Here is a 26978-nt window from a genome sequence, read left to right on the forward strand (position 1 = left end):
TGGATTTTTTGGATGGGGGCTGTGGGCTCTTTTTTGCACAAAAAATCCTGTTAATAGCTTACCACTTTGTAAACGATCAACAGGAAAAAGTATAGAGCCTAAAAAAATAGCTACGTGCGACGAAAATCTTCGTTGTCCGTAGCTATTTTTTTACTTAATTTGCTTTAATTTAATGTGGTAACGTTTGCCTAGGATCAGCGGTACTGCTTCGATGGTCACATCACTAAATTCCAGGCCAAACCATTGAACTGGTGTAGCAGTATGGTTTTGCAGCCAAATACGTGCCCCGATGATCAACTTTTCCCAATTAGAAATATTAGTTGCTGGTGATAATAATTCATGTAAGACTACAAAACGAAAATCACCTACGTGCCGGTTAGGAATCGTTGTATACTGCTGGGGCTGGTAGTCGATTTTACCTTCACGCATTAAATCCTGAATGATCTGCCGAATATACACATTGATCCACTGGTTGCGCCGGAAACCAAGATACAACGTGACATTGACCACACTTTTAGTCCCCATTGTGTCGACCTTATAGTTCTGCGTGTACGGCTCATCCGTGATCACTACAGTAACAAACCAATAGACCCGCGCACGTTTCGGCCGCTTATCTAAAATTGAATACAACATGCTGCGCTTGATCATATGTCCTGGCTTCATTTTTGCCATGTACACAAGGTTAGTCGCGTACAACGGTACCTTTTCATCAGCGGATAATTCAACCAATTGATTCCGGTAAGCTAATAACGACACATATTCCCGCTCAGATTCATGCCGATCGCGAATCTTATTGCCATAATACCAGATCGCCATCACTGATAAAATTAAGCACGTGATCAAAACCGTAACGTAGCCGCCATGAGCAAATTTAACAATACTAGCCGCGAAAAATACGGTTTCCACTGTTCCGAAGAAAAGTGCGATCAGTAGGGCAACCACCCGATTGATTTTCTGGGCCAAATAAGTGTGCAATAAAATCGTCGTCATCAGCATCGTAACTGTGATCGCCAAACCATAGGCTGCTTCCATATGTTCGGATGTTCGGAAAAATAGGGTGACCGCTAAAGTGACCAAACACAACAACCAATTAACGTTGCCGATATAAATTTGGCCCCGTTCAGTACTGGGATACTTGATCAACATCCGCGGTAAGATCTTCAAACGAATCGCTTCTGCCACCAAGGTAAAAGACCCGGTGATCAAGGCCTGCGAAGCAATAATCGCCGCCAAAGTTGCGATCACGATCACAAATAACTTCATATTTGCTGGAACCACCGCGAAAAATGGATTGGTCAAGCCGGTGACCGCCTGCGAGTGATAATTACGAATCAACCATGCGCCTTGGCCAAAATAGCTAAGGGTCAACATGCTGTAAACAAAAGGCCAGCTGGCGTAAATATTTTTCTTACCAACATGTCCCATATCTGAATATAACGCTTCCGCCCCAGTTGTTGCTAGAAAGACACTACCAAGAATGAACACGCCCACTTTATTGGCCGGACTGAACAGTGTTTTAAGGGCATAGACTGGCGATAAAGCCTTCAAAACTTCAAGATTCGGTAACATATTGACAAATCCGATCACCCCGATCAGTGCAAACCACAAAAACATGATCGGTCCAAAGGCCTTACCGATGGTGGAAGTACCGAAACGTTGAATTATAAATAGCAAAAGTAAAATAACGATCGTTGTCCCCACCACAACATTTTGATTCTGACTAAAAATCAACTTTCCAAAAGCTTGGCCCTTTAAGCCTTCCACCGCACTAGTCACCGTCACTGCAGGTGTTAAAGTCCCATCGGCTAACAAGGCCGCACCGCCTACCAACGCAGGGATCATCAGCCAACGCGCGTGCTTATGCACCAAGGCATACAAGGCAAAAATACCGCCTTCACCATTATTATCAGCCCGCAACGCGATCAGCACGTATTTAACGGTAGTCACTAACATCAACGTCCAAAATATCAGGGAAATGCTGCCAATAATGTAGTCCGGGGTAGCGTGTTGTAACCCGCCAGCGTCAGCAACGATCGCATTCATCACGTAGAGCGGTGACGTACCAATATCCCCGTAGACAATTCCCAGCGTAACCAACACGCCAGCAATTGATAATTTGTTACGTAAACTATTTTTTTGCATTTATCTTACCTACTAATTTCTGAAAATTTCTAACTTTGTGCTTTGATAATAACACTTTTTTCATTAGTGAGTGTGGCCAAAGTTATTGCTGCGCTAAAGGTCACAGGCCAGCTCAGGCTGCTTAGCCAAGCTGGCGTTTCATAAAATGCCCCCGTGGACTTCAGCAATATCGTGAACCATCAAGAAAGCGGCTGGATCAATGCTATGAATACGCTTGATCACATGGGGATAATCTTGATTTTCCACTACCAACATCAGCATTTCCCGGGCCTCACCACTAAAGCCGCCAGTTACTTGTAAGGCGGTCAAACCACGTGCCATTTCATCAACTAGCACTGCCTTGATCGCCGCTTCCTGCTCGCTCATAACGTAGATCACGCGCTTGCGGTCTAAACCAGTTTCAATGTAATTCATTAGTAGCGACGTGATCACCAGCGACAGTAAAGCCGATACAAAAACTTCAAAATTAGCGGTGATTAAATTACCAACACAGATCAACCCATCAATCACCAATAAACTGACTGCCGGCTTGATTTGAAAATACTTTTTTAAGATCAGCGGTGGCACGGTTGTTCCTCCGCTAGAGGCATCCATTCGGTATAATAGCGATACGCCTAACGCAAAGACAACGCCACCGATAATTACGGCCAGCAAACGGTCTTGTACCAGCTTTACTTGTGGGGTCAAAGCCAAACAAATCGGCAAAACAAAACTGCCAAAGGCGATTCGCGCAACTGTTGCACGTTCCAAGAAAAAATACGCGCTGACTAATAGAACAATGTTCAAGACTAAGACCACCGTTGACACCGGCCAGCCTAAAGCCGCTTCGGCTAAAATAGCGATCCCCGTCACCCCACCAGCAGCTACGGCGTGGGGGGCGTAGAATAAATTAATACTTAAAGCAATAATTTCTAAGGCGACGATCATCAAAACAAATTGGCGCACTTGGCCACGTGTTATTTGGGGCATTCAGTTACCTCATTTCTTTACTTTAGTTTCCATTATGCCAGAAATACAATTTAATTGCTGACTTGCACTAGTGCTTACCCGCAAAAAATGATTAACAAAAAGAGACTAGGTCACAATGCCTTTACTGAATTAGTACGATACCCGCTTACTTGCTAAACAGTATTGCCGAAAACGGGCGCCAGTAACCATTCAACTGAGGTAAAAACCACCAAGTTGAAATAGAGCAAGCGAAAAAAGCTGCCTAGTGGAACACATTGTATTGTCCGAAAGTACAAAAATGGAGTTGCACCATAAATTACTTATGGCGCAACTCCGATATTTGATCATTTAATTAAGACTAGTTTAGTTTAGTACCAGCCGTTTGCTTGCCAAAATGCTTGGGCAGCAGTCCATGAACCATAACGTGTAGTAACATAGTTATTAGCCACTTTTTCTTGGTTGGCAGCTGAGTAATCACCATTTAAGTATGAAGAGCTTAATTGATATTTACCAACATATTGACCGTTTGTTGCGGTGTAGCTACCACCAGATTCTTTGTTCGCGATCCAAGCCTTAGCTGCTGCTTCTGAAGAGCTTGCGCTAGTCGTTGAAGTCGTTGAAGTTGCCGCCGTTGTTGTTGCGGCCGTTGAAGTTGAAGCAGCTTGCGTTGTTTGTTGTGTCGACGCTGCTGGCTGCGTTGTTTGTGTTGTTTGTGTTGTCGTTGCTGCTGGTTGCGCAGTAGTTGTTGTCGTTTGTGTACTACCAGGAAGCGTATAAGTTTGGCCCGCATAAATCAAATGTGTGCTTGAGCTGATCCCATTAGCTTGTTCGAATGCTGTAACGGAAACTCCGTTTGCGTTAGCTAACTTAGCGACTGTGTCGCCTGATTGAGCGGTTACGGTAGCCGCGCTTGCTTGAGCGACGCCACCAACGAATAGACTAGCGGCACCAACAGTGGATAAAACTACCATTTTAATACGGTTACTTAATAAAATAAAAATCACTCCTAAATTGGGTTTGTAAGATTTGTTTGTAAATAACGACCGTTCACGTGAATGTTGACTTAATTCAATCAACGAGACTGATTATAGCAACTCGCTGTGACAAACAAATACCTAAACCATTACAGAACGGGATTTTTACGCAATATTGTCATACCGCTGTAATCTCTTGCAATACATTTTTTTCAGGCAGACCGTGTGTTCTTGATCTGCTAACCTTCCGCTTTGTTTTTTTTAGATTACAAAATCACCTTTTTTCCCGCAAAAACGAAGAAAAACTTTTATTTTTTAGATTAAAAAATGATTAGAAGTCGTTATTTTTAGTTGTTTCCATGGAAATTGGCCTTTTTTAACTTACAGAAACCCTGAAATGAAGCCTAAAAAAACTTCTATCTAATTTCTAGATAGAAGTTTTAGTACGTTGCCACCTATTTAACTAAATCTGCATATTCAATACCTAAGCGGCTGGCAATGGCTTCAATTTCTGCCAATGTTTTATCATCAATTTCAATGCCGTTGGCTTTGCGATCCGCATACGCCGCGGCTTCTTTATCACCATGAACATAGATCGTCTTTCCTGGAATGGCCGGTAATTCCCGAATATCCTGTAAATAACGGGAGAAACGGTCAATAATTTGTTCTTTATCACCAAAAATTGCGGGATCAATGGCGGTAAAACTTTGACACGGGCCAACGTTTAAGTCTTCTGGCGTAATTTCTGTTGAAATATTGCCCATCGATAAAATAGAAGTGAAGACTTCTACAATAATACCTAGACCAAACCCTTTATGACTACCAGTGTTTTCGGAGACCCCACCAAGTGGCGCCAAACCAACATTAGAATCAGGATCGCGTAGCGCTTTGAAGTCAGCGGTTTGTGTATGATCATAAACGGGCTCGTCACCATTTTTAGCCACCCACAATGCCGGCAGATCCTTTTCTAACTTATTATAAACTTCAATTTTGCCTTGCGGTACCGTTGTTGTTGCCGCATCAAAAATGAAGGTGTGCGGTTTGGCTGGCATCGCAAACGCAATTGGATTAGTGCCGACAAAAGCTTTAGTTGCATGCGTTGGTAACATTGCGGGACGCGAATTACACGACGACATCCCGATCAAACCCTGCTGTGCTGCCATATCTGCATAGTAGCCAGCAATGCCGTAATGCCCGGAACGCCGCGTGGTGACAATCCCAATACCATGCTTTTTGGCCTTTTCAATGGCTAAATTCATGCTGTAGATCCCGTTTAACTGGCCAATGCCAAAATTAGCGTCCACCACTGCACTGACATCCGTCTCCTTCACGATCTCCGGTTTACTGTGGACACGAATTTTTCCATTTTGAATAAAATGATCGTACATCACTAAGCGTTGCACACCATGTGATTCGATCCCATGAAGATCAGTATAGATCAACGTATTAGCCACTTTTTGGCTTTCCGGCGCTGAAAATCCATAAGCTTGATAAATATTGAAAACTAACTTTTTAATTTTGTCACTATCATATCTTTTTACCACTACATTCACCACACCATTAAGTTTATTGGTGGATCCAAGAATCCACACCATGTAATAAATGGTAAGTAACATAGCGTTACTTGTCAAATTATTTTTTAATCTATCCCTAATATTAAATTAATGGTTAAGCTTTTAATCGTGATTTAATCAGTTTAATTAATGAGAAATAACTATACTTCAAATCCTAACTGATAACGCACATGGCTTTGTCCGTTACCATTGGTCCGCACTTGCAGCTGATCAGGGACCTGCTCCTGTAATTCCTTAACATGGCTGATAATACCGATCATTCGGTGTTTACCTTCAACTGTCTCTAACGCATCCAACGCAGTTGCCAACGCATCTTCATCTAAAGAACCGAAACCTTCATCAATAAATAAGGCTTCAATCTCGATGCCACCCGCTTCTTGTTGGATCACTTCACCTAAAGCCAATGCCAACGTTAATGCAGCAATAAAGCTTTCGCCACCAGAAAGCGTATGGACACTGCGAATAGCACCACAATTATCATCATAAACATCAATTTCCAAACCAGTATTGGTTCGAAAACTACCATTAACAGTTCGCAACTGAAATTGATAACGTCCTTGGGTCAATTGACTTAGACGTTGGTTCGCAACACGTAATACTTCACGTAAATAAGTTTGTAAAACATAACGTTCCAAGCTTAGTTTCTGGGGTCCATCGCCGTTAGCAACTTCCGCTAATTGCGTCAATTCAGCTAACGCCGCCATTTGTTGCTTGATACCCGCTAATTTCTGGGTGACCTGGGTTAAAACTTGCTGATCACGTTCACAGTATTCTTTCAATTGATAATAGCTTTGCTCGTTTTGCCGCAACTTAGCTGTTGCTTGCGCAAGCTGTTGCTTAAGTGCAGTTAAATCAGGCGGGGCCGTGATCGTTAACTGTGTCGTCAAACTTTGCTGCCGCGTTTCTAACTGCAAGCGCTGATCGTTAAATGCTTGCAGTTGGTGCCGTTGTTCATCTAATTGCGGCAAAAGGGCTAATAATTGCTGTAATTGAGCCCTAGTTTGCCCTGCAGTCGCTAAAGTCTGCGCCAACACTGCTTGCTGTTGCGTCAACTGCTGGGTCACCGCCGTCAATTGTTTATCCTGTTCCGCTATCTGCGTCTGGTTGACTAAACTAGCTTCACTAGCAGCCTGTTGCTGTTTGGTTGCTGCCGCGAGCTCATGCTCAAAAAGGGTTATCTTTTGCTGTAACTGCTCAAGTTGTTGCTGTAAGGCCGCTTGATCCGCAAAGGCTGCTGGTAATTGTTGCTGTTTATTTTGTTGCTGAGTTTGTAAGCCGATCAACTGCTGCGTTAACGCTTGGCTTTGCTGTTGTTGCTGCTGTAAAACTGTCTGATTAGTAAGCAAGGCCGCCTTTAATTTTGTTAATTGTAGCGTCGCTTGATCTAATTGACTTTGTTGTTGTTGCTTAGCGGCCAATTGCTGGGCTAAATTCTGTTGGGTTTGCGCCCCGATCGCCATTAATTCGGTTAAATCAGTTGCGGTGGTAGCTGTCGTTTTAAGCAAAGCTGCTACCGCTGTTTGCCAAGTCGTTCGTTGCTGCTTAACATTTTCTGCAGTAGTGGTGACTTGCCCTGCTAACCGGGCTGCGGCTGCCTGGGCGTGTTGCCATGTTGTTTCCGCCGTTTGGTAGTCCTGTTCACTGACCACCTTAGTTTGTGTTGGCGCCACAATTTGGTGTTCCAAAGAGCCGCAAACAGGACAGGGTTGCCCCGGCAGTAGCTCCTGTTGTAAACGGGCAATTTGCGTCGCCGCCCAGTCACTTTTAATTTGTAAAAAGTTGGTTTCGGCCTGGACACTAGCCGTTTGTAAATCGGTTAGCTTAGTCTGTTGCTGGGCCAAATCAGTTTCCGCGGTTTTTATTTGGGTGGCTTGTTGTTGCAAAGCAGTGATCTGCTGGTGGATTTGTTGTTGTGCCTGTTGCTGACTCGTCAACTCCGCTATATCCTGCGCTAACTTGCCACCAGTTGCCAGTAAATCATTCAATCTGGTTTGTTCGCCAATCAGTTGTTGTTGCTTAGTGTTGCTGTGCTGTTCAGCTTGCTGCGCCTGCTTTGCAGCCGTAGTGGTCTTTTTAATTGTCTGGGTCAATTCAGTAACTTCTTGATAAAGCGGCAGTAAGGCTTGGCCCTGATGTAATTGCTCCTGGCGGCTGGTCTGTTGTTCACTCATTGCCTGCAACGTATTTAGTTGTGTGTTGGCTGCGGACAATTCGGCCTTAAGCTGCGGTTGTTGTTGCCGCAAAGTCGTTAAATTCTGGCCTAATTCATGTTGCTGTGCCGTTAACTGCTGACATTGCTGCGCCACAGGCTGAACACCTCGCGCCCACTCTAATGCTTTGATTTGTTGCTGTAAGGCGGCCATGGCAGGCTCCTGCTCCGTTAACGCCGCCAAGGCCGCCTGATTAGCCTGCTGCTCTTGGAGCCATTTGGCCTGCTGTTGGGCTGTCGTTAAAGCAGCCTGGTGTTGCTGTTCACTTTGGCGCGCGGCCTGCATTTGCTGTTCTGCTACGGTTGCTCGTTGAGTCAGCTCTGGCAATTGCTGCTGTAAAGCAGCCAACACATCATCTGGGTTTGAACTGTCTGCGGCAGCTTGAAATTCCGGTAACCAAAAAGCTTGCTGTAAGATCACATTAACTTGCTGATTAGCATCGGCAAAAGCTTTATCAGCCGTTCGGCGTTGATCTTTTAAGACTTGCGCCCAGCGCTCATAAATTTGCGTGCCAAAAAGATTGCGTAACACTTTTTCTTTATCGTTACTATCCGACATTAGAAATTTACGGAACTCTCCTTGCGGTAATAACACGATCTGGGCAAATTGATTGGCATCCAAATGGAGTAGGTCTTGAATATAGGTAGCCACTTGACCTTTTTTAGTCAATTCCTGAATTTCTTTACCTTGTTGATAAACTGTTAACGTTACTTTGGCTGGCTGATCACGATAACCAGTGCCGCGTTTTTTGGCCACCAACTGATCGGGTTGCCGAACGATCAGATACTCCCGGTTGCGATGAGAAAAGCGAAAACTAACTTGGGTCAGATCAGCTGCAGTCGCAAAATCAGAACGCAACATTTTGCCATCCCGCTCTTGTCCAGAAGTCACCCCAAATAAGGCATAACACAAGCCATCAAAAATCGTTGTCTTCCCACTGCCGGTTTTGCCGCTGATCAGAAATAAGGGGAGCTCCTGAAATTTCGTGAAATCAATCGTTTCATTGGCGTAAGGGCCAAAATTAATCATAGTCAAATTTAAGGGCCGCATCCTACTCACCGTCCTTTTGTGCGATTTTAAGTGCCACCGCCGCTAACTTTTCTTGCTTAGCCGTTAGCGGCTGTGTCGTTGTTTCTTGAAAAAAATCGGTTAACAAAGCCAGCGGCGATAGCGTTCGAATCTGCGGTGTTGCCGTTGCAGTCGCTTCACGCCCATTTTCACGGGTCAGACTTAATATATAAGGATAGATTTTACGTAGTTCTTGCATCACATTGGGAATAACCCTGGTATCCGTTAAATTGATCGCCAAATAATCATTCCGCGCCAATTGCGCATAATAGGCCGGATCAGTGAGCTGCGCAAAGCTAGCCGTCACTTCCGCAACATCACGCAACGGCTTCAATGGTAGAAACTCGGTCTGAAACGGATCGGTATCGACCAACCAAACCCCTTTTTGCTGCTGGGCCTCCGAAACCGAGAATTTTAATGGTGAGCCACTATATTTGATGCGTTCAGCATGCAGCGCCGTCTCATTGTGCAAATGGCCCAACGCCACATAATCAAAAGCCGCCAAGGCATCCGTTGGCACAGCGTCTAGTCCGCCCACAGTCACTTTAGTTTCCGAATCACTTTGCTGGCTACCGGCCGCAAAAAAATGGGCGACAAGAACATGCTTCTTATCGGCCTTAAATTTTTCTTGCATTGCCGCCACGATTTTCGGCATTGCCTGCGCGATGGTTCGCAATTTGTCATCACCAAAGTACTGGCGGGCGGCAAACGGTTCAAAATAAGGCAGCAAGAAGAATTGCGTATCCGCAAGTTCGATCGGTGTAAATGCCTGCTCCAGCTTAGTATTCAAATAAAAATCGGTGGCCGTAAACCAGGGACTACCGGTTTCCAGCCGAATCGCACTATCGTGATTACCGGAAATTGCCAATAAAGGCAGCCGCGCCGTCAAATTAATTTGTTGCAACATTTGATTGACCGTTGCCACAGCCTGCTCACTGGGCAGCGCACGATCGTAAATATCACCTGCTAAGACAACGGCAGCAACTTTTTTTTGCTGAGCTAAGGCCAAGATCTGCTGAAAAGCGTCCTGTTGTTCGGCCCACAATTCATATCCATGTAATTTTTTACCAATATGCCAATCGGCCGTATGTAAAAAGCGCATTTTGCACCCACTTTCTTTGCATTCGTTTTAATAATCAAACTATACCATGAAATCGCGTCTTGGGGAACCTATGTTTGCTAAAATAAATTCTACTATAATAGAAAACAAATAGTGAGGTCGCGACAAAAATTCTGCCGTAACCTCACTTTAGTTATTTAATACGTATATTCGTCGTAAACTAACTCGATCTGCTGCTTGCGCGGTGCAAAATTAATGCTGCTAACGGGTTGCTCTAGAATTTTCGTATATTCACTTAACACATCCGTTGGCAACGGCGTAAACATTTTTAATTCATCGACTAATTGACCGACGCTAGTCATTTCCTGTAAGTCGATAAAAATTCGAACTTTTCCTAAAACGTCATTTAGCAGGTCGGTTAAAACGCTATTTGGTTTACCTTTCGTGTCCGTCATAACAATTTGCTGGATATCAACCGGCATATGATTGATAGTGACTATCTTTAGCACGTCAAATACCGTCATCATTTTGCACCTCTACTCCACATATTGTGGTTATTTTTTTATCAAAAAATTTCTGATGTTACGGACGATGCGACTTAAACTTGCCGGTCTTCGGCATTAGTTTAATCGACATCGGAAAGCAAGTCCTGTTTAGCGAACAAACACTACATTCCGATACTTGCTAAAAATTGTTGTTAAGATCGAGCGCCAGTAACCATTCTTGTGGCAAAAATCGGACCGCAAGAAACATGGTTCTACTCCACATATCGTGGTTATTTTTTTATCAAAAAATTTCTGCTGTTACGGGCGCCAGTAACCATTTTCATGGTCTAGGTCGGACCGCAAGTAGCTTGGTTCACAACTATTTTTCTATTACTTTGCTTACATTATAGCCGCCTTACGCTAAATAAGCTACTGCAACTCGACCCGCCAAAGTAACGTTTTGAACACATAAGTCTGTTGTACCGTTAGTTCATCGCGCTGGGCGAACTTTTCTGCCAACCACTGCTGAAATAGCCGCTGTTGTGGTGGCGTTAGCTCATCAGCTAACTCGGCGACCAACATTTCCCGGGTCACTTGCTCAGTTAAATGGTAGGTAAACGTCTGCTGCCAGGGTTGATAACCTAGTTGCCGAACCGCCTGTACGTACTCAGAAAAAATTGCGGCGTCATTCGTTGGCTCAGCCACTGGCGGCAAATCTAGCAACTGCTGCAACGCCGTTGAAATACTATCGGTGTGGGTCACCGCCCGATTGAGCACCGCAAAATGCCGGCCTAACTGACTAAATTTTTGTAGCTCAGTCGGCGCCAGCGGCAACATGCTGGCAAAAACAACGTCAGCTTGCGGCTGTGGCGGTATTTGCGACCAGGCTTCGTGCTGTAGTTTTAGATTAGTCACGCCAGCCTGCATAGCCGCCTGCTGGGCAAAATTCAACATTTGTTGTGAAATATCGCTGATCGTCACTTGCTGGGCCACACGGGCAAAGGGCAAGGCAAACCGTCCAGCACCACCACCAACATCCAACACGCTGGTCAGCGGTAAAATATTTTGCTGGGTCAAATAAGCGGTTAAGTCGGCCGTGATCGGTAACCGCGATTCATTCTGCGCCGCAACATAATCCGGCGCAAAGTCATCCCAGAACGCTGCCGTTGCTTGGTCGTCCGTCGTCTTCACCATGCCTTTTCATCCCAACTGCGCCCATCGATCTCCCCTTGTGCCTGCGTAATCCGTTTTTCCTGCTCTAAGGCTAATTGGCTTAATGCTTGAAAAAAAGCGCGCTCTTCGTAAGCAGTACTCTCTTGAGCTAACTGCTGGGTCGTTTGATATAACCACGGATCCATTAGTCATCACCTCGCATTTGTTCAATCGTCCACCGCAACTCTGCCAACTCGTCCTGCTTGGTGGCCAGTTGTTGCGCAATCAATGTTAATTGCGTTTTACGCTCACCGGTGGCAGTGGCGATCATTTGCTGCAGCCGCTGGGCAAACCAATGTTGGCGCTGCGCAAAGGTCGCTGGTTGCGGCAAAGTCAGATATTGTTGGTAAGCGATCAGTAACTGCTGTTGCTGTGTTTCCGTTTGGTAGCTAAACTGGTGAAGCACAAATGGTGGCAACCAGTGCATGCCGGCCTTATTCGCCAACGCCTGATACGGCCGCAATAATTCAGCCATGGTAAATTGTTCGGCTGCCCCTGACTGATAGTCGCTTGCTTTAGTGTCCGTGGTCGCCACGATCCCCAGCTCTTTTCCCGCTAGGCCATGCTCGTGCAAAACAAATTTACTGGTCAGCACCTGGTCCTGCCAAGCTTTCAATATCGCCGGTGCGCTGTACCAATAAAGGGGAAACTGCCAAATGATCCGCTTAGCTGCACGTAGTTTAGCTTGCTCGGTGGCAACATTAAACTCCGACATTAACGGTTGCCAGTCCGCTGCCACTAATTCAGCGCCACGCCTTAAAAATTGCTGTGTACTGGAGGCAGCTATTTCTGGATGAGCTACAATAATTAAAGTTTGCATCCACTCACCTCATGTCTAAAATAATTACCCTAACTATAACAAAAAATCACGCCGTTAAGCGCGATTTTGTCCGTTACTAACCAATTTTTAAATTGCACCTATGTTAACTGTAAAAACCAGCACCGCCTAAGACAATAAAAACGCGGCTTGAACAACAACTAGTGCTTGTGGCGCCAGCGTTGGTAGCGCCGGTATAAACTACTGATCACTAGCCCAATGATCACCAATAATGCGGCACTATAACCGATTATTCCTAAACGGGCGATCAGGTCGTTGGCTTCGCGGGCCTGCACTAATAGTGAAGAACCGATGATCACGGCCGCTAAAATAATCGCGATCACTAACCGATTGACAATGTTTTCCAAACAATCCAGTAGCGCGTCCCGCTGCTTTAGCTCTAAATTAACTTTAGCCCCGCCGCGCTCGAACACGTCCAGCGCGCTTAGTAATTTCACTGGTAGCTGCGGCGCTGTTTTTGCAAATTGCCACAATTTAACTGCACTGGCCGCGGTTTCTTGGCGCCAATCGAAGTGCTGCCGGAAATAATCACGGGCAAAATGGCGGGCCACAGTCAGCATCGACAGTTCAGGGTCCAATTGTGCAACGGTACCTTCTAGCGCGCCAAATGCTTTAAGCAACAACGTTACTTCCGGTTTCATTTGTAGTTGATTAGCGCGACATAGCTGAATGATGGCATATAGCAACGCCTCAAAATCAATTTCACCTAAACCGGCGTTGAAATACGGTTGCATAAAAGCACCTAATTGCTGATAAAAACTTTCTTCATCCACGGTGCCAGTTCGATTACAAATCGCTAACAAAGCCTGGCCAATTTGGCGACTATCCTTACCAGTGATCGCGATCACAACATTAGCTAAACTGGTGATCATCGCTGGTGCTAATTGCCCCATCATGCCAAAATCAAGATAAACTAAGCGATACGGTGGTAACGTTTCGGTTTGGGTCGCCGTAAAGTCAGCGCGCTGAAAAGCGTGCTTAACTTTGGTGACCGGCGATAATGGCTCAGTGGTCAATAAAATATTACCTGGATGGGGGTCGGCGTGAAAAAAACCATCCGTAAAAACTTGCTTCAAAAAATTCTGCACCAACGTTTGGGCCAAATAATGGCGCTGTTCAGTTGGCATATTTGCTAAAAAATGAGTGATGCGCTTGCCCGGCATGGCCTGGTTGACCAACACCGTCCCCTGTGAAAGTTCCGTATCGACTTGTGGCACCCGAATAATATCCCAAGCATTATTTAGTTCGTAAAAACGCTGGCCATTTTTTACTTCCAGCGCGGTGTTCAGTTCATTAAACAAGGCCCGTTTGATTTCACGAAACATTGCCTGGGGGTCGATCACACTGGCCTCTGGCACAAATTTTAGCAGGCTGACCGCTTTTTGAAACAGCGCCAGATCAGTGATAATATTCGCGCGAATATGGGGATGCTGAACCTTGACCACCACGTGCTGGCCTGACCGCGTAATTGCGTGGTGCGCCTGCCCCATCGACGCTGAAGCAAAGGCCTGCGTATCAAATTGCTGATATTGCGCAGTTAGCTTTTTACCCGTCTGCGCTTCCAGCGTTGCTTTGACCACCGCAAAATCATCGGCGGGCACTTGATCCTGCAGTCCCTTCAGCACATGAGCAAACGCAGGGGTGATCAAATCGGTTCGCGCCGACAACATTTGCCCAACCTTAATAAAGGTCGGCCCCAACTCGGTCAAAGCCTGCCGCACCTGCTCCGGATGTGTTTGCTGGGTAAAGTTGTGCAACACATTATATTGACGCAGCACCTTAATAATTTGCCATAAGCGCGCCCGTTCACGTGGTTTCATCGCTAACACCGCCCTTTTAATGCCATCTTAGCACAAGAAAAGCCTGTGTGATATGGGCAACTACTTCACAGCAAGGGTTGCTTTTCATTCTGATAATCTTTACTACTTCTAGCATTGCTTATTCTGCAGTAAAAACCGCCAAGCTGGGCCATAAATAACTGATATCACAACTCCCGTATACTTAAACCTTACGAAAATAGCTATGTTGCAGACTAGGGAAAGTATAAATAAAGCGTTGAACTTGTTCATGGGTCAAGCGTAATTCAATGATCTCCAATAAACCATTGATCGTATCAACCGCTTCATGACTATACTCCACTGCACCCACCAGAATATTTTCCTGATCAAAAACCAAGGTCAGGCTGCCATCCGTTTCATTTTGCACTTGGCGGAACCAATCTTCAGCATACGCAAAAGTTTCGCTTGTATATTGAGCTAGCGATTTAGCCGCCTCGGTTGGACTGATGCCAACCTGCGAGATTCGTGGTGAAGTAAAGACCGTCGTAGCAATACTAGGATAATTGATCGGCGCGGTTGTTTGCCCGGTAAATAGTTGGGCTAAATACTGTGATTCAAAGATAGCAACTGGCGTGATCTTCGGTTGCGTTTTAGCCACCACATCCCCCGTCGCATAAACGCCAGCAACGTTGGTTTGCAAATGATCGTCCACCACGATCCCATCTTTATTGGTTGCAATACCGATGTTTTCTAGACCACTTCCCGTCACGTGTGGCTCACGACCAGTGGCATCAAGAATATAGTCGCTTTCCAAGGCAAATTGGTTAGCCCCTTGTAGTAACAAGCCCGCTGTTGATTTCGTCACTGACTCAACTCGCTGATCATAGAAGAAGCGTACGCCGCATTCGCGTAAGCTAACAACTAACCGTTCAACATACGGCTGATAAAATTCGCGTAGAGGCTGATGACCTTGTACCACTACATTGACTTCGGCACCGGCTGCATTAGCAATCGCCGCAAATTCCATGCCCACATAACCAGCACCAATGATCGTCACCCGTTGCGGCAGCTGGGGCAACGCCATAAAGTCAGTGCTATCGCGCAGATATGCTTGACCAGGAATAGCCAAACGATGGGGCAACTGGCCAAGTGCCAGCACAATTTTTTCTGCTTTATATTCCGTTGTTCCCACGGTGACGGTATCGGCAGCCGTCACAGTGGCGTGGCCTTTGATCACTTGTACCCCAGCTTTAACCAATTTTTGTTCATTGCTTGCAGCTAGCCGTCCGATCACTTCATGCTTATGTGCCATCAAATCCGGCCAGTTGATCTGGGGAACACTGTCAAATCCGCGCCCCTGCAATTGCTCAATATTGCGTACTAATTCCACTGGTTTATCCAATGTAATTTTCGCGTTGCACCCGCGATTACTACAGACACCACCAAATAGGCCTTCTTCGACTACAGCTACTTTTAAACCCGCTTGGCTCATAGGGATCGCACCATTCCAAGCACCTTGACCGCTACCAATAAAAAGGACATCAAACATTTTATCTGCCTCCCTTGTTTGTTTCAAGTTAGCACGGTCGGTAGAATTCGCCTGCTACGCTGCCAGTAGCAGCGTCTAAAAAACGCTATAGACCCAGCTTGCGTAACTTTTTTAAACCGTGGCTGCTAATTGATAGTCTTCGGTCAATAATTGCTTGATCTGATTCAAACTCTGCGTGCGTTGTGCGTGACCCGCACCTTGTTTAAGATGGCAAATAGCATGGTCAGTGACATTAAAGGCAGTGATCAATTCACAAACAGCCGCAGCGTAATCGCGATAAATGCGAATCAAATGTTGATGTTGGCGCTGGTACATCGTTGGTGCTTCAAGTTCCTGAAACCGATCAACTAAATAACCGAAATTAAGCAGGCTGCGTTTGAAATTAGCCTTAAGCTCAGCCAATTCTGTCGCAGTTGCCGCTTGCGTTTCCATCACATTCAAATAATGCCCTTCATAATCATGGAACCCTTGATCAAACATTTTTAACTTGGTAATCATAAAAGTAACACATTGTAAATAGCGTTTTTGAATATCGTAATCGTTCATTGTCGCACCTCTATCTTATTGATTTAATAAGAATAAAGTACCATTGATAAAAAATACTGGCAATAAAAACGCATACCAACTAATATTTTGGACATCTACCGCTAATTGTATAATAATAGTACGTAACTAATGACGAATAGAGGCTATTGGGTTATGCAGGCAATGGTAATTAATCAATTTGGTACGGCAAAAGTATTAACTTTGGCGGAACGACCACAACCAGAGATTTCCGCAACACAGGTGTTGGTCAAAGTTCACGCTTTTTCCATTGATACGTTGGATCTGCAACTGCGAACAGGACAGTTGACACAGCAAGTGCCGCCGACCTTTCCCCTCGCTTTAGGCTGGGATCTAGCCGGAACCATCGTGGCAGTCGGCAATGCGGTCACGGATTTTCTAGTTGCTGACGCTGTTTTGGCTCATTTACCATTGGCCACACCTGGTGCGGCAGCCGAATATGTAGCCGTTGAAGCAGCCGATCTAGCCTATAAACCGGATAACATTGACTTTCACAGCGCAGCGGCATTACCTACAGCCGGCTTAACCGCTTGGCAAACCATCGTAACTCATCTAGCAGTTGAAAAGGCGCAGCAGGTACTGATCGCGGATCTTACTTCTTGTGCGGGCCAGTTAGCAGCACAATTAGCTGCTGGAATTGGTGCAAAGGTAACCGCTATTGCTGCCGATACCACCAGCACAACCGCGTATACCTTAGTTTCTGCCGCAACGGCAGCGCAGCAGCATTACGACGCCGTGCTGGATTTAACCGCCGAACCACTCACTACCGCCGAATTAGCGCCGGCCGGCCACTATTTGGCGACCCAACAAGGCTTCACCGTGCAGGCCAATGGCACCGAGTTACAGCATCTAGTCGATCTGCTTAGTCATAACAAGTTACAACTGACACTCAGTCGGTGTTTACCTTTTTCCGAATTAAGTTTGATCACCGCTCACCGGCTCCTGGAAGCAGGTAATACGCAGGGTAAAATCGTGATCGAAGTGATCGCTGACTGAATTAGTTTTCGTTAAAGGCTCCAAAGGTACCAATAATTGCTAAAGGCCAAAGCATTGCCTGACTTGCTTATTTTAATAATAGTCTGAAGTCTCAAAATGTTACCAAATTGTAAACTAAATCAGCGGCTAAATCACTGCTATTTTCTAAAATAATCAGTACAATGGAGGTAGTCCGAATGAAAGGGGCTGAACATTGCTACAAATACAGCTTTACCAATTTATAATTATTGCGGTCAACCTTTACAGTTACACATCAATATCCGCTATACCTTGATCGTTAAAAATGGCTATATTTTGGCATTGCGGGCCGGTGAGAAGCAAAAACGCTTGCCAAATCTAGCCAGTGCCTGAAGAAGCTGATCGTTTTTCCAAACACATTCTAAGCTATAATTCTTTGCAAAAATTGTTATACTAAATATAGCCGTAATCTTAACAACGATATTAAAATTAAGCCTTATTTTAAGGGGGAATCCATATGACTTGGGGAATTATTTCAACTTGGCAAATGAGCCTAGCTGGCGTTACAAAGGCTGCAGAACAGTTACGCGATGGTCGGCCCAGTGGTGATGCGGTCCAAACGGCAATTGAAGATGTCGAAAGTAATCCAGCTTTCAACACGGTGGGCTATGGCGGTTTGCCTAACGCTGAAGGAGCCGTGGAAATGGATGCTGCCTTCATGAATGGTGACACATTAAGTATTGGCGCAGTAACGGCTATTCACGATATCGCCCACCCGATCGCAGTCGCCCGTAACCTATCGCATGAACAGTTAAATAACTTTTTAGCCGGTAGTGGCGCTGACGTTTATGCCCAACGGCACGGCTTTACCAGTAAAAATATGCTTACACCAGAAATGCAAGCTTTCTGGGGCAAACAAGTTCGTAAAAATGCGACCCGCCATGATGTTTTGAATACCCATGATACGGTATCAGCAATTAGCCTCGATTATCGCGGCCGCTTACATACTGGTACTTCTACCACTGGTATTTTCATGAAAGCAAAAGGCCGCGTTGGGGACGCCCCTTTGCCTGGCGCCGGTTTTTATTGCGATAACCAGGTTGCTGGTGTGGTTACTACTGGCCTCGGTGAAGATTTGATGAAGGGCATGTTACCCTTTAAAATCAATGAATTGATCCGCAGTGGCGCTACACCCCAAGCGGCTTGCGATCAAGCCGTTTATCCGTTTGTTGATGAACTTTATCATCGTAGTGGTCATATTGGTGCCGTTTCCGTAGTTGCTTTAGATAAGGAAGGTAACTGGGGAGTGGCGACTAACACCGAATTCACTTTTGTTGTCGCTACCGATCAATTGGAACCAACTGTTTTTAAAGCAGAACGCGGTTCCCATAACACAACTACCATTGATGAAGCACGCCTTTAGCGGCTATCTAAATGGTGCTGAGCGTATTTTATTGGCACCAGCGCCAGCCGAATTTCAGTTAAAATTAGCGTTTGCTGCTGATCAGCAGGCGCTTTTATATTTGCCCACCGATAATCAACGCCAATATCCCGTTCAACTTAAGGTCACGGCGCAGCGGTTAGCCTTATTCACCAATCACCAGCACAAAAGCTGGGTGTTACCGGCGGTTGCACCATATTTGCTGGTCACTTGTACAATAGCCGGCTTTACTTGGCGCTATGGTAAGCAAAGCAGCTTTGTTCCTTTACCCCGCTTGCCGCAACAACGACTCGTTATTTTAGGCAGTCAAAGCCCTTTAGATTATCAAGTGACAATTTGGACAAAATGAACCTGCGCAGCCTGGACATGTTTTGTTTAGTTCCGCCAGAAGTCGGCTAGTTCAATGTAAATTATAGCTTTATTGCAACGCATAATAACGCCAGTAAAAGTAGCGCTTTGCTATTTCTACTGGCGTTATTTATTTTCTACAGCTTAAGGCTAAAAATGTAGCCATTATTTCTGATAAAAGGCCAAAATCAGCCGTTGTAGCTGTGTGTTTTGTTCACTGGTCCCAAAGGTGATCCGTAACCAGTCAGGCCGTAATCCTGTGCGCACAATGAAGCCATGCTGCAATAAATAGTCCGCTAATTTTAGAGCATTAGGTGCCTGGAAAAAAGTAAAGTTAGCTTGGGACCGATAAAAAGTAAAGTCGTGCTGCTGTAAAAAGGCTTGCCATTGTTGGCGGGCTTTTTTGACCCGCGTCACCGTAGACTGCAAAAAATCCTGATCAGCTAAGGCCGTTTGCGCGGCTAATTGCGCGACGGCACCTAAATTATACGGCAGGCGCACTGACTGCAGACTAGGGGCCAACTTAGGCGGCATCACAGCATACCCGACCCGAAAATTAGCTAAACCATAGGCCTTAGAAAAAGTGCGTAACACCATTAAGTTACTATAATCATTTAACAATGGTAGCGCCGTATAAGTGGCCAGATCGTCAACGAAATCCATATAGGCTTCATCAATCAACACCAACACATTTTGTGGTACTTGCGCCATAAACTTAGCGATCGCAGCACAAGTAACGGCGGTCCCAGTAGGATTATTCGGATTACACAACCAGATCAACTTGGTTTGCGCCGTAATCGCCGCAGCCAACGCCGGTAGATCAGCGCTGCCATCACTTTGCACTGGTACATCCCGGACAATGGTATCCTCAATTTGCGCGTGTAACTTATATTCAGAAAAGGTCGGTCCTAACTCTAAGACTTCATCACCGTTTTCTAAAAAAGTCCGTGAAACGAGTTCGATCACTTCATCAAGACCATTGCCGAATAGCAATCGCTCTGGCGCCACCTTAACGTAGTCAGCCACCGCTTGGCGCAACGCTGAAGCATCGCCATCTGGATAGTAACGACTATTACTAAAATCCCAATCCTGCAACGCCTGCTGAACTTGTGGTGAAGTGCCAAACGGGTTTTCGTTAGCGGATAAGCGGACTACTGAAGTCAGACCTAACTTTTTTTCCAGCTCTGGTAATGGTGTTTCCGGTACGTATGGCTGCAATTGACTGACAGTTTTTTTCAGCATCGCGGTTCCTCCTGTTCATAATTAAGATCCAGTTGCAGACTCGAAACACCGATCTGCACGCTGAGCTTCTTCTTTATTTTAAAGTTTGTCGATCTCGCGACGTTCTTGCGTTTTACTCATTAGGCCTTCGCGTTTCGCCAATTCTTTTTTGATATCGTCAACACTAATACCACGATCAGCCATTAAAACAAGGACATGATAGACAAGATCACTCACTTCATAAACGAATTCTTCGTCGCTAGGGTTTTTCGCGGCCACGATCACTTCAGTAGATTCTTCACCGACTTTTTTCAAAATCTTATCCAACCCTTTAGTGAATAAATAGTCGGTGTATGAGCCTTTTTCTGGGTTACTTTTCCGTTGTAAGATTAATTGATATAGTTCTTCAACTGTTTGCATAATTTAGCCTTCTTAATTTAATTTCTTGTTGTTTTTTTCTAAATCGTTGCCGGCAATATCGCGATAAAAGCAACTGTAATGCCCAGTATGGCAAGCTGGTCCAGCGGGAGCAACACTGATCAATAACGTATCGGCGTCACAATCAACGCGAATGGCGACCACCTTTTGCGTATTACCACTAGTTGCACCTTTGTGCCATAACTCTTGGCGACTGCGCGACCAGAACCAAGTTTCACCAGTAGCCAGCGTTTTTTGCCAGCTGGTTTGATTCATATAAGCCACCATTAACACTTCGCCATTACTCGCATCAGTGATCACAGTGGTCAACAGTTGCTGCGGTAATTTACTAAAATCAAGTTGGATCATCGTACGATCACTCCCTGTTCGCGTAAGCTGGTTTTCACTTGTGGAATTGTCAGCTCACCGTAATGGAATACTGAAGCCGCTAAGGCAGCATCAACATCGGTTTCAGCAAATAATTCAGTGAAATCAGTTAGCTGACCACAACCGCCGGACGCGACGATGGGCACGTTAACGGCAGCGGTCAGAGCCTGATACAACGCTAGATCATACCCGGATTTAGTGCCATCACGATCCATGCTGGTCACCAACAGTTCCCCTGCTCCTAGCGCAACAACCTTTTTGGCCCAGCTAATGGCCTCTAGCTCCGTGGCTTGACGGCCACCATTGACGTAAACCCGGTATTCCTGCGCCACTTCGTCCCAACGAACATCAATTGCAACCACAATACATTGACTACCAAACTTTTCGGCACCAGCGTGGATCAGCTCCGGCTGGGTGACTGCAGCCGAATTCAACGCAATTTTATCGGCACCGGCCTTTAATAAAGCTTGCATCGCGGCGACACTTTTAATACCGCCACCAACCGTCAGCGGCATGAAGACTTGGGCCGCCACTTTTTCGATCGTATCGACCATAGCACCACGCGCCTCGTTAGTTGCAGTAATGTCGAGAAAGACTAACTCATCGGCTCCTTGTTGCTCATAAGCTGCAGCAATTTCTGCAGGATCACCAACATCGGTTAGATCAACAAAATTAACACCTTTTTTGACCCGCCCGTGATCTACGTCAAGGCAAGGAATGATTCGTTTTGCTAACATGTGGCCAACCTCCTTAATTCCGCTAAAGTAACGGTTCCAGCGTATAACGCCTTACCAACGATAGCGTGATCGATGCCTGCTGCGGCCAGCGCCTGCAGATCTTTGCCGTCGCGGACACCACCGGAAGCAACAAAGGTCGCCGCTGGAAACTGCGCTGCCAACGTCACTAACTGTTGCTGGTTAGGGCCTTGCAAAGTCCCGTCACGTTCGATATCAGTTACGATGAAGGTTTGCACGCCGACTGCCTGCATTGCAGCCACCAAATCAGCCATGGCGACCTCGCTTTGCGCCAGCCAACCTTCCGTGGCAACCTTACCGTTTTTGCCATCAATACCCACAACAATTCTACTAGCCCCAAATTTCTTAACGGCAGCAGTCACTAACTCAGGATCCTTCAATGCTGCCGAACCAATGATCACGCGGGAGACACCTAACGTTAAATAAGTTGCGATCTGCGCCAACGTTCGAATACCACCACCAATTTCAACTTGTAATGGCGTCTGCTCAACGATTGCTGCAATCGTGGCCTGATTGGCTGGCTTACCATTTTTGGCACCATCTAGATCGACTAAATGTAAATTAGTTAATCCAGCTGCTGCGATCTGTTGGGCTTGAGCTAGCGGTGCGTCATTAACAATGGTTTCTTGGTCGAACTGTCCCTGATATAAGCGGACGCTACGGCCGTTCTTCAAATCAATTGCCGGATACAAGTTCATGCTAAGACCAACTCCTTATTGAAGCGCGCCAAGCCTTGCAGACCAACTTGGCCGCTTTTTTCGGGGTGAAATTGCATGCCCATCACGTTATCTTGTTGGATAATGCTGGGGATTTTCACACCGTAATCGGTTTGGGCGAGAATATTCTTTGCTGCCGTTTGAACGTAGAATGAGTGCACGAAGTAAGTTGCTTGACCAGCGAATACATCGGCAACTGGATTGGCCTGTAACACCTCATTGGTATTCCAACCCATATGGGGCACTTTTAAACCAGTGGCAGTCGGAATTGGTACAACTTCACCGGGCAATAAACCAAGCCCGCGGGCAGCACCAAATTCGTAGCCGGTTTCCACTAACAGCTGCATGCCTAAGCAGATCCCCAGAATCGGTTTGCCTTGTTGAGCAGCAGTTTGTAAAACAGTCACTAGTCCCCGTTCTTCCAAGGCAGCCATTGCTTTTTGAAAGGCACCTACACCCGGCAGAATCAACCCGTCAGCCGCTAGAATCGTTGCGGGATCACTGGATAATTGGTTAGCAATACCCAGATAGTCCAGTGCTTTTTTTAGATTACGGGTATTCCCCGTGTCATAATCGACGACAACGATCATTAGATCACCCCTTTAGTGGACGGAATGCCTTTAACTTCCGGATTGATTGCGACTGCACCTCGCATCGCCCGCCCCAGCGCTTTGAACAGCGCTTCGATTTTATGATGCGTATTACGGCCGTATAAAACGGTGGCGTGGCAATTAAGTTCGGCATTAAACGCGAAACCTTGGAAAAAGTCTTCGGTGACTTCGGTGTCGTAGGTACCTAAACGCGGGTTAGGCAATTCAGCGTCAAACACTAAATAGGCGCGTCCGGAAAGATCAATGACCACCCGCGCCAAGGTTTCATCCATCGGTACAAAGGCGGTCCCAAAGCGTTCGATGCCGGCTTTATCGCCTAATGCTTGTTTAAAACACTGGCCCAAAACAATGGCAATATCTTCAGTGGTGTGATGGGGATCAACATTTAGATCGCCGTTGGCCTTAACGATCAAACCGAAACGCCCGTGTTTCGCAAAGGCGTTCAACATATGATCAAGAAAACCAATACCGCTATCAATTTTAATGGTGCTGGCATCATCTAGATTTAAATCGACAGTAATCTGAGTTTCTTGAGTATTACGCGTAATTTTTGCTTGCCGAGTCATAATTACACCTCCTGATTGGGAAAACGGGCTTCTATTGCCCGAGCGTGGGCTTCCAAACCTTCTGTACGTGCCAAAGTGGTGATGGCGCTGGCCTCCGGCTGTAATGCGGCGTTTGTATACTGAATAAATTGCGTGCGCTTAACGAAATCGTAAACGCCCAGTGGTGAAAAGAAACGTGCCGTGCCGCTAGTAGGTAAAATATGGTTTGGACCAGCTACGTAATCACCTAAAGGCTCAGAGGCTGTGCTCCCTAAGAAAACAGAACCTGCGTTTTCGATTTGAGCAAGATATTGCGTCGGTTCCGCGACTTGTACTTCTAAATGTTCCGGTGCAATGGCGTTCATCAAGGTAAACGCATCATTTAGCGAAGCTACGATCGCAATAAAACCTTGCTGATTCAATGCGGCCCGGGCAATTTCTTGCCGGGGCAAAGTAGTCAATTGCTTTTCTAATTCAGCGTTGACCGCGTTGGCTAGCGTTAAACTCGTGGTGACCAACATTGGGCGCGCCATTTTATCATGTTCTGCTTGGGATAATAAATCAGCGGCGACCTGAGCTGGCTGCGCGTTTTCATCCGCAATGATACCAATTTCGGATGGCCCAGCGATCATATCAATACTGACTTGGCCAAAAACTTGTTTCTTGGCAGTGGCGACAAAAATATTGCCGGGACCCATAATTTTATCAACTTGTGGAATAGATTCCGTCCCGTACGCCAAAGCGGCAACAGCTTGAGCCCCACCTACTTGATAAATTGCGTCGATCCCCACTAACTTAGCAGCAGTCAATACGGCCGGATTGATGCCATCTTTTTGCGGTGGCGTCACCATAACGATTTTTTTGACGCCGGCTAATTTAGCTGGGATCGCACTCATCATAATTGTTGACGGATAAGCAGCAGTCCCACCAGGCACGTATAAACCAACAGCAGCTAACGGGGTCACTTTTTGACCGCGGATCACACCAGCACGCTCGCTGTCGATGAACCCATAACTGATTTCTTTTTTATGGAAGGAAGTGATATTGCGTTGCGCTAACTTAAGAGCAGCCAATAATTCAGGAGCACAATTGTTATAGGCCGCGTCAACTTCAGCTTGCGGTACTTGTAAAGCGTTTAAGGTCACACCATCGAATTTTTGACTGTACTGACGTAAGGCTGTATCACCATTTTGTTGTACAGCGGCTAAGATCGCCGCCACACTAGCTTCAACTTCGGGGTGGGTGGCTTGTTGGGTCCGCCGATTAACTTGTTGTTTAAGTTCCGCCAATGATTGTTGTAAAATTTCCATGCTCTAGACCTCCGTTTTGATTGTCTGCTGCAAATTAGTGATCAGTTGTTGAATCTCATTTTGATGTTGCTTTAACGATAAGCGGTTGACCACCAAACGTGTGGAAACGGACTGTAAGGTAGCAAACACTTGTAAATTATTTTCCCGTAAGGTGGTGCCGGTTTCCACAATATCGACGATGGCGTCCGCTAAACCAACTAATGGTGCTAATTCAACGGAACCTTCGATCTTGATAATCTCCACATCTTCGCCGATACTACGGAAATAACGCTGGGTAATGCTGGGATATTTGGTGGCGATAATCTTCCGTTTCACCTGATGCGGATCAAATTCTGGTGTTGAGGCTAGTACAAAGTGGCATTTACCAGTTTGTAAGTCCAGCATTTCGTATTGTTCGTTGTGCTGCTCTTCTAAAATATCGCTACCGACGATACCGATATCCATGGCGCCGCGGTCTAAGTACGTCAGTACATCAGGCCCTTTGGCGAGAATAAAATGATAAGCAGGTAAATCATTAAAGATCAGCCGCCGCTGTTTATTCCGGATCGCCGTACAGTCGATCCCGCTGGCTTCCAGTAACGGCACAACTTGTTTTTCCGTTCGCCCTTTAGTTAAGGCAATTTTCAAAGCACTCATGGCTGCACCTCCGTGACGTCCAGTAACTTACTGTGTGTGCGCTGGGCAATTTGTTCCGCTTCGTGCTTAGTTTCCGCTAAACATAAGCTACTAGCAGGATTTTGTAGCAAGGCTTGTTGCGCTGCCTGCCAACTAGCTGCATCGAAATAGATCAAAGTAGTTGGCGCTGTAGCAGTCGCCGTGGTGTATTGCGCCAGCTGATCAACTTCAAAGGCCAAGCCAACTGCCGGTTGCAACGTATTTTGAAAACTGGAAAGTAACTGATCATAGCGCCCACCACTGAATAAAAACTCGGCGGTAGAATCACTATAACCATGGAAGATCATGCCGGTATAATAAGCTTGCGGTGACTCGATCGACAAATCTAACTCAATGCGTTGCTGCGGAAATTGCTGGGTCAAAAAGGCTTGTGTTGCCGCTAATTCCTGCATGATCGATTGTAATTCAGGAACCTCAGGCAACAATTTCAATTGATCCAACACCTTGGCAAAATCTCCGAATAGCCACGGCCACGTCTGTAAAAAGGGATAAAAGGGATCGGTGCTTAACGGGGCGATCACTGCTTGGTAAGCCGTTAAGTTTTTGCTGAACAAAGCCTGCTGCAAAGTTGCCTGTTGTAAAGTATTCAAAGGTAAAGCCTGTAGCACTGCTTTAACAAAGCGCGCATGCCCTAATTCAACGTGAAGATCATTCACTGCCTGTTGTTGGCACAGCTCAATTGCCGCCGTCAAACACTCCCACTCGGCCTTTAACGAACGATAACCAATAATTTCGATACCCGCCTGCGTTTGCTGATTATAACTGCCGGATAGACGCCGCTTGACCCGGAAAACCTCGCCACTGTAATACCATTTAACTGGCGTTTTAATACCGGTAGTACTCATCACCCGCGCCACCGGTAAAGTTAGATCGGGGCGCAGAACTAAGGTTTCACCATGTTCGTCCAACATCTGATACGGTTGATAAGTTTGCTGCTCCATGGAACTAAATACTGCTTTGTATTCCAATAACGGTGTGGTCAGTTTTTGAAACCCGCGCTTGCGAAAATAAGTTTGGATCTGGTCAGTGATTTTTTCCTTGGCTTGTGCCAATGCGCCAAATTCATCCCGCGTACCGATCGGTAAATTACGATTGAACATTGTCAACGCCCCTTTTTTTTAAAATTTGCTAAACAAAAAGTCCCCGTAAGCTATGCTTACGAGGACGAATAATCGTGGTGCCACCTCAAGTTTATC

General features: G+C 45.9%; 26 protein-coding genes and 1 other annotated feature (1 of these 27 running past the window's edge). Of the genes, 3 read left to right on the forward strand and 23 right to left on the reverse strand.

From position 1 onward, the window contains the following. Positions 1-150: 150 nt before the first annotated feature. The 13 genes from FFM78_RS03330 to FFM78_RS03385 all read right to left on the reverse strand — a co-directional run bounded on the left by FFM78_RS03330 (position 151) and on the right by FFM78_RS03385 (position 16384). Positions 151-2142, reverse strand: coding sequence for a KUP/HAK/KT family potassium transporter (locus FFM78_RS03330; protein WP_137637022.1), 1992 nt, complete (start codon positions 2140-2142; stop codon positions 151-153). A 138-nt stretch (positions 2143-2280) separates the two neighbouring features. Further along, a complete protein-coding gene (locus FFM78_RS03335) occupies positions 2281-3111 on the reverse strand; it encodes a YitT family protein (RefSeq protein ID WP_137637023.1) in 831 nt (276 codons plus the stop codon). A gap of 347 nt (positions 3112-3458) precedes the next feature. After that, the gene (apf, locus tag FFM78_RS03340) at positions 3459-4061 is read right to left on the reverse strand and encodes an aggregation-promoting factor (RefSeq protein WP_137637024.1); all 603 of its coding nucleotides are present in this window, start codon (positions 4059-4061) and stop codon (positions 3459-3461) included. A 458-nt stretch (positions 4062-4519) separates the two neighbouring features. Next, positions 4520-5608 (reverse strand): Ldh family oxidoreductase, encoded by a 1089-nt coding sequence (locus tag FFM78_RS03345; RefSeq protein WP_137637025.1) that lies wholly within the window; start codon positions 5606-5608, stop codon positions 4520-4522. A gap of 170 nt (positions 5609-5778) precedes the next feature. Next, positions 5779-8898: an AAA family ATPase gene (locus FFM78_RS03350; RefSeq protein WP_137637026.1), complete on the reverse strand. Its 3120-nt coding sequence runs from the start codon at positions 8896-8898 to the stop codon at positions 5779-5781. Between the two features lies 1 nt (position 8899). Then, entirely contained in the window at positions 8900-10018 is a 1119-nt protein-coding gene (locus FFM78_RS03355; RefSeq protein ID WP_137637027.1) for an exonuclease SbcCD subunit D, read from the reverse strand. A gap of 155 nt (positions 10019-10173) precedes the next feature. Further along, the gene (locus FFM78_RS03360; RefSeq protein ID WP_137637028.1) at positions 10174-10503 is read right to left on the reverse strand and encodes a hypothetical protein; all 330 of its coding nucleotides are present in this window, start codon (positions 10501-10503) and stop codon (positions 10174-10176) included. A 387-nt stretch (positions 10504-10890) separates the two neighbouring features. Next, entirely contained in the window at positions 10891-11655 is a 765-nt protein-coding gene (locus FFM78_RS03365; RefSeq protein ID WP_137637029.1) for a class I SAM-dependent methyltransferase, read from the reverse strand. Further along, positions 11649-11819, reverse strand: a complete 171-nt coding sequence (locus FFM78_RS13780) for a hypothetical protein (RefSeq protein ID WP_171001826.1) — start codon at positions 11817-11819, stop codon at positions 11649-11651. The genes FFM78_RS03365 and FFM78_RS13780 overlap by 7 nt, the downstream gene beginning before the upstream one ends. Continuing rightward, a complete protein-coding gene (locus tag FFM78_RS03370) occupies positions 11819-12493 on the reverse strand; it encodes an NAD(P)H-dependent oxidoreductase (protein WP_137637030.1) in 675 nt (224 codons plus the stop codon). Before FFM78_RS03370 ends, FFM78_RS13780 begins: the two co-directional genes overlap by 1 nt. 158 nt (positions 12494-12651) lie before the next feature. Continuing rightward, complete coding sequence (locus FFM78_RS03375) at positions 12652-14331, reverse strand: ABC1 kinase family protein (protein ID WP_137637031.1); 1680 nt, start codon at positions 14329-14331, stop codon at positions 12652-12654. Between the two features lie 181 nt (positions 14332-14512). Continuing rightward, positions 14513-15838, reverse strand: a complete 1326-nt coding sequence (locus FFM78_RS03380) for a dihydrolipoyl dehydrogenase family protein (RefSeq protein ID WP_137637032.1) — start codon at positions 15836-15838, stop codon at positions 14513-14515. Positions 15839-15949: 111 nt separating this feature from the next. After that, positions 15950-16384, reverse strand: coding sequence for a hypothetical protein (locus FFM78_RS03385; protein ID WP_137637033.1), 435 nt, complete (start codon positions 16382-16384; stop codon positions 15950-15952). Positions 16385-16537: 153 nt separating this feature from the next. Here FFM78_RS03385 and FFM78_RS03390 point away from each other — a divergent pair, with 153 nt between their 5' ends. The 3 genes from FFM78_RS03390 to FFM78_RS03400 all read left to right on the forward strand — a co-directional run bounded on the left by FFM78_RS03390 (position 16538) and on the right by FFM78_RS03400 (position 19146). Then, the gene (locus FFM78_RS03390; RefSeq protein ID WP_137637034.1) at positions 16538-17398 is read left to right on the forward strand and encodes an NADP-dependent oxidoreductase; all 861 of its coding nucleotides are present in this window, start codon (positions 16538-16540) and stop codon (positions 17396-17398) included. A 475-nt stretch (positions 17399-17873) separates the two neighbouring features. After that, positions 17874-18779, forward strand: coding sequence for an isoaspartyl peptidase/L-asparaginase (locus FFM78_RS03395; protein ID WP_137637035.1), 906 nt, complete (start codon positions 17874-17876; stop codon positions 18777-18779). After that, positions 18763-19146: a hypothetical protein gene (locus FFM78_RS03400; RefSeq protein ID WP_137637036.1), complete on the forward strand. Its 384-nt coding sequence runs from the start codon at positions 18763-18765 to the stop codon at positions 19144-19146. The genes FFM78_RS03395 and FFM78_RS03400 overlap by 17 nt, the downstream gene beginning before the upstream one ends. A gap of 164 nt (positions 19147-19310) precedes the next feature. On the opposite strand, the gene hisC is transcribed toward FFM78_RS03400, so the two are convergent. The 10 genes from hisC to FFM78_RS03450 all read right to left on the reverse strand — a co-directional run bounded on the left by hisC (position 19311) and on the right by FFM78_RS03450 (position 26882). Continuing rightward, on the reverse strand, positions 19311-20387 hold the full coding sequence (gene hisC, locus FFM78_RS03405; protein ID WP_137637037.1) for a histidinol-phosphate transaminase: 1077 nt from the start codon (positions 20385-20387) through the stop codon (positions 19311-19313). 78 nt (positions 20388-20465) lie between these two features. Continuing rightward, positions 20466-20786 (reverse strand): phosphoribosyl-ATP diphosphatase, encoded by a 321-nt coding sequence (gene hisE, locus FFM78_RS03410; RefSeq protein ID WP_137637038.1) that lies wholly within the window; start codon positions 20784-20786, stop codon positions 20466-20468. Between the two features lie 12 nt (positions 20787-20798). Then, positions 20799-21152 (reverse strand): phosphoribosyl-AMP cyclohydrolase, encoded by a 354-nt coding sequence (gene hisI / locus FFM78_RS03415; protein ID WP_137637039.1) that lies wholly within the window; start codon positions 21150-21152, stop codon positions 20799-20801. Further along, positions 21149-21907, reverse strand: a complete 759-nt coding sequence (gene hisF / locus FFM78_RS03420) for an imidazole glycerol phosphate synthase subunit HisF (protein WP_137637040.1) — start codon at positions 21905-21907, stop codon at positions 21149-21151. Before hisF ends, hisI begins: the two co-directional genes overlap by 4 nt. Then, a complete protein-coding gene (gene hisA, locus FFM78_RS03425) occupies positions 21901-22623 on the reverse strand; it encodes a 1-(5-phosphoribosyl)-5-[(5-phosphoribosylamino)methylideneamino]imidazole-4-carboxamide isomerase (protein WP_137637041.1) in 723 nt (240 codons plus the stop codon). The genes hisF and hisA overlap by 7 nt, the downstream gene beginning before the upstream one ends. Next, positions 22620-23231, reverse strand: a complete 612-nt coding sequence (gene hisH, locus FFM78_RS03430; protein WP_137637042.1) for an imidazole glycerol phosphate synthase subunit HisH — start codon at positions 23229-23231, stop codon at positions 22620-22622. The genes hisA and hisH overlap by 4 nt, the downstream gene beginning before the upstream one ends. Continuing rightward, positions 23231-23818, reverse strand: coding sequence for an imidazoleglycerol-phosphate dehydratase HisB (hisB, locus tag FFM78_RS03435; RefSeq protein WP_137637043.1), 588 nt, complete (start codon positions 23816-23818; stop codon positions 23231-23233). The genes hisH and hisB overlap by 1 nt, the downstream gene beginning before the upstream one ends. Positions 23819-23820: 2 nt before the next feature. Beyond that, positions 23821-25107: a histidinol dehydrogenase gene (gene hisD, locus FFM78_RS03440; RefSeq protein ID WP_137637044.1), complete on the reverse strand. Its 1287-nt coding sequence runs from the start codon at positions 25105-25107 to the stop codon at positions 23821-23823. Positions 25108-25110: 3 nt separating this feature from the next. Then, positions 25111-25743, reverse strand: coding sequence for an ATP phosphoribosyltransferase (gene hisG, locus FFM78_RS03445; protein ID WP_137637045.1), 633 nt, complete (start codon positions 25741-25743; stop codon positions 25111-25113). Then, complete coding sequence (locus FFM78_RS03450; RefSeq protein ID WP_137637046.1) at positions 25740-26882, reverse strand: ATP phosphoribosyltransferase regulatory subunit; 1143 nt, start codon at positions 26880-26882, stop codon at positions 25740-25742. Before FFM78_RS03450 ends, hisG begins: the two co-directional genes overlap by 4 nt. A gap of 57 nt (positions 26883-26939) precedes the next feature. Further along, positions 26940-26978 (reverse strand) — a binding site (T-box leader) (it continues 223 nt past the right edge of the window).

Origin of the sequence: Loigolactobacillus binensis (assembly GCF_005405165.1) — a bacterium.
GTDB lineage: Bacteria > Bacillota > Bacilli > Lactobacillales > Lactobacillaceae > Loigolactobacillus > Loigolactobacillus binensis.

Bases quoted from the DNA above. Each gene is read 5' to 3' on its own strand.
- FFM78_RS03330 (WP_137637022.1), bottom strand. From the start codon at position 2,142: ATGCAAAAAAATAGTTTACGTAACAAATTATCAATTGCTGGCGTGTTG.
- FFM78_RS03335 (WP_137637023.1), bottom strand. From the start codon at position 3,111: ATGCCCCAAATAACACGTGGCCAAGTGCGCCAATTTGTTTTGATGATC.
- apf (WP_137637024.1), bottom strand. From the start codon at position 4,061: ATGGTAGTTTTATCCACTGTTGGTGCCGCTAGTCTATTCGTTGGTGGC.
- FFM78_RS03350 (WP_137637026.1), bottom strand. From the start codon at position 8,898: ATGCGGCCCTTAAATTTGACTATGATTAATTTTGGCCCTTACGCCAAT.
- FFM78_RS03355 (WP_137637027.1), bottom strand. From the start codon at position 10,018: ATGCGCTTTTTACATACGGCCGATTGGCATATTGGTAAAAAATTACAT.
- FFM78_RS03360 (WP_137637028.1), bottom strand. From the start codon at position 10,503: ATGATGACGGTATTTGACGTGCTAAAGATAGTCACTATCAATCATATG.
- FFM78_RS03365 (WP_137637029.1), bottom strand. From the start codon at position 11,655: ATGGTGAAGACGACGGACGACCAAGCAACGGCAGCGTTCTGGGATGAC.
- FFM78_RS13780 (WP_171001826.1), bottom strand. From the start codon at position 11,819: ATGGATCCGTGGTTATATCAAACGACCCAGCAGTTAGCTCAAGAGAGT.
- FFM78_RS03370 (WP_137637030.1), bottom strand. From the start codon at position 12,493: ATGCAAACTTTAATTATTGTAGCTCATCCAGAAATAGCTGCCTCCAGT.
- FFM78_RS03375 (WP_137637031.1), bottom strand. From the start codon at position 14,331: ATGAAACCACGTGAACGGGCGCGCTTATGGCAAATTATTAAGGTGCTG.
- FFM78_RS03380 (WP_137637032.1), bottom strand. From the start codon at position 15,838: ATGTTTGATGTCCTTTTTATTGGTAGCGGTCAAGGTGCTTGGAATGGT.
- FFM78_RS03385 (WP_137637033.1), bottom strand. From the start codon at position 16,384: ATGAACGATTACGATATTCAAAAACGCTATTTACAATGTGTTACTTTT.
- FFM78_RS03390 (WP_137637034.1), top strand. From the start codon at position 16,538: ATGCAGGCAATGGTAATTAATCAATTTGGTACGGCAAAAGTATTAACT.
- FFM78_RS03395 (WP_137637035.1), top strand. From the start codon at position 17,874: ATGACTTGGGGAATTATTTCAACTTGGCAAATGAGCCTAGCTGGCGTT.
- FFM78_RS03400 (WP_137637036.1), top strand. From the start codon at position 18,763: ATGAAGCACGCCTTTAGCGGCTATCTAAATGGTGCTGAGCGTATTTTA.
- hisC (WP_137637037.1), bottom strand. From the start codon at position 20,387: ATGCTGAAAAAAACTGTCAGTCAATTGCAGCCATACGTACCGGAAACA.
- hisE (WP_137637038.1), bottom strand. From the start codon at position 20,786: ATGCAAACAGTTGAAGAACTATATCAATTAATCTTACAACGGAAAAGT.
- hisI (WP_137637039.1), bottom strand. From the start codon at position 21,152: ATGATCCAACTTGATTTTAGTAAATTACCGCAGCAACTGTTGACCACT.
- hisF (WP_137637040.1), bottom strand. From the start codon at position 21,907: ATGTTAGCAAAACGAATCATTCCTTGCCTTGACGTAGATCACGGGCGG.
- hisA (WP_137637041.1), bottom strand. From the start codon at position 22,623: ATGAACTTGTATCCGGCAATTGATTTGAAGAACGGCCGTAGCGTCCGC.
- hisH (WP_137637042.1), bottom strand. From the start codon at position 23,231: ATGATCGTTGTCGTCGATTATGACACGGGGAATACCCGTAATCTAAAA.
- hisB (WP_137637043.1), bottom strand. From the start codon at position 23,818: ATGACTCGGCAAGCAAAAATTACGCGTAATACTCAAGAAACTCAGATT.
- hisD (WP_137637044.1), bottom strand. From the start codon at position 25,107: ATGGAAATTTTACAACAATCATTGGCGGAACTTAAACAACAAGTTAAT.
- hisG (WP_137637045.1), bottom strand. From the start codon at position 25,743: ATGAGTGCTTTGAAAATTGCCTTAACTAAAGGGCGAACGGAAAAACAA.
- FFM78_RS03450 (WP_137637046.1), bottom strand. From the start codon at position 26,882: ATGTTCAATCGTAATTTACCGATCGGTACGCGGGATGAATTTGGCGCA.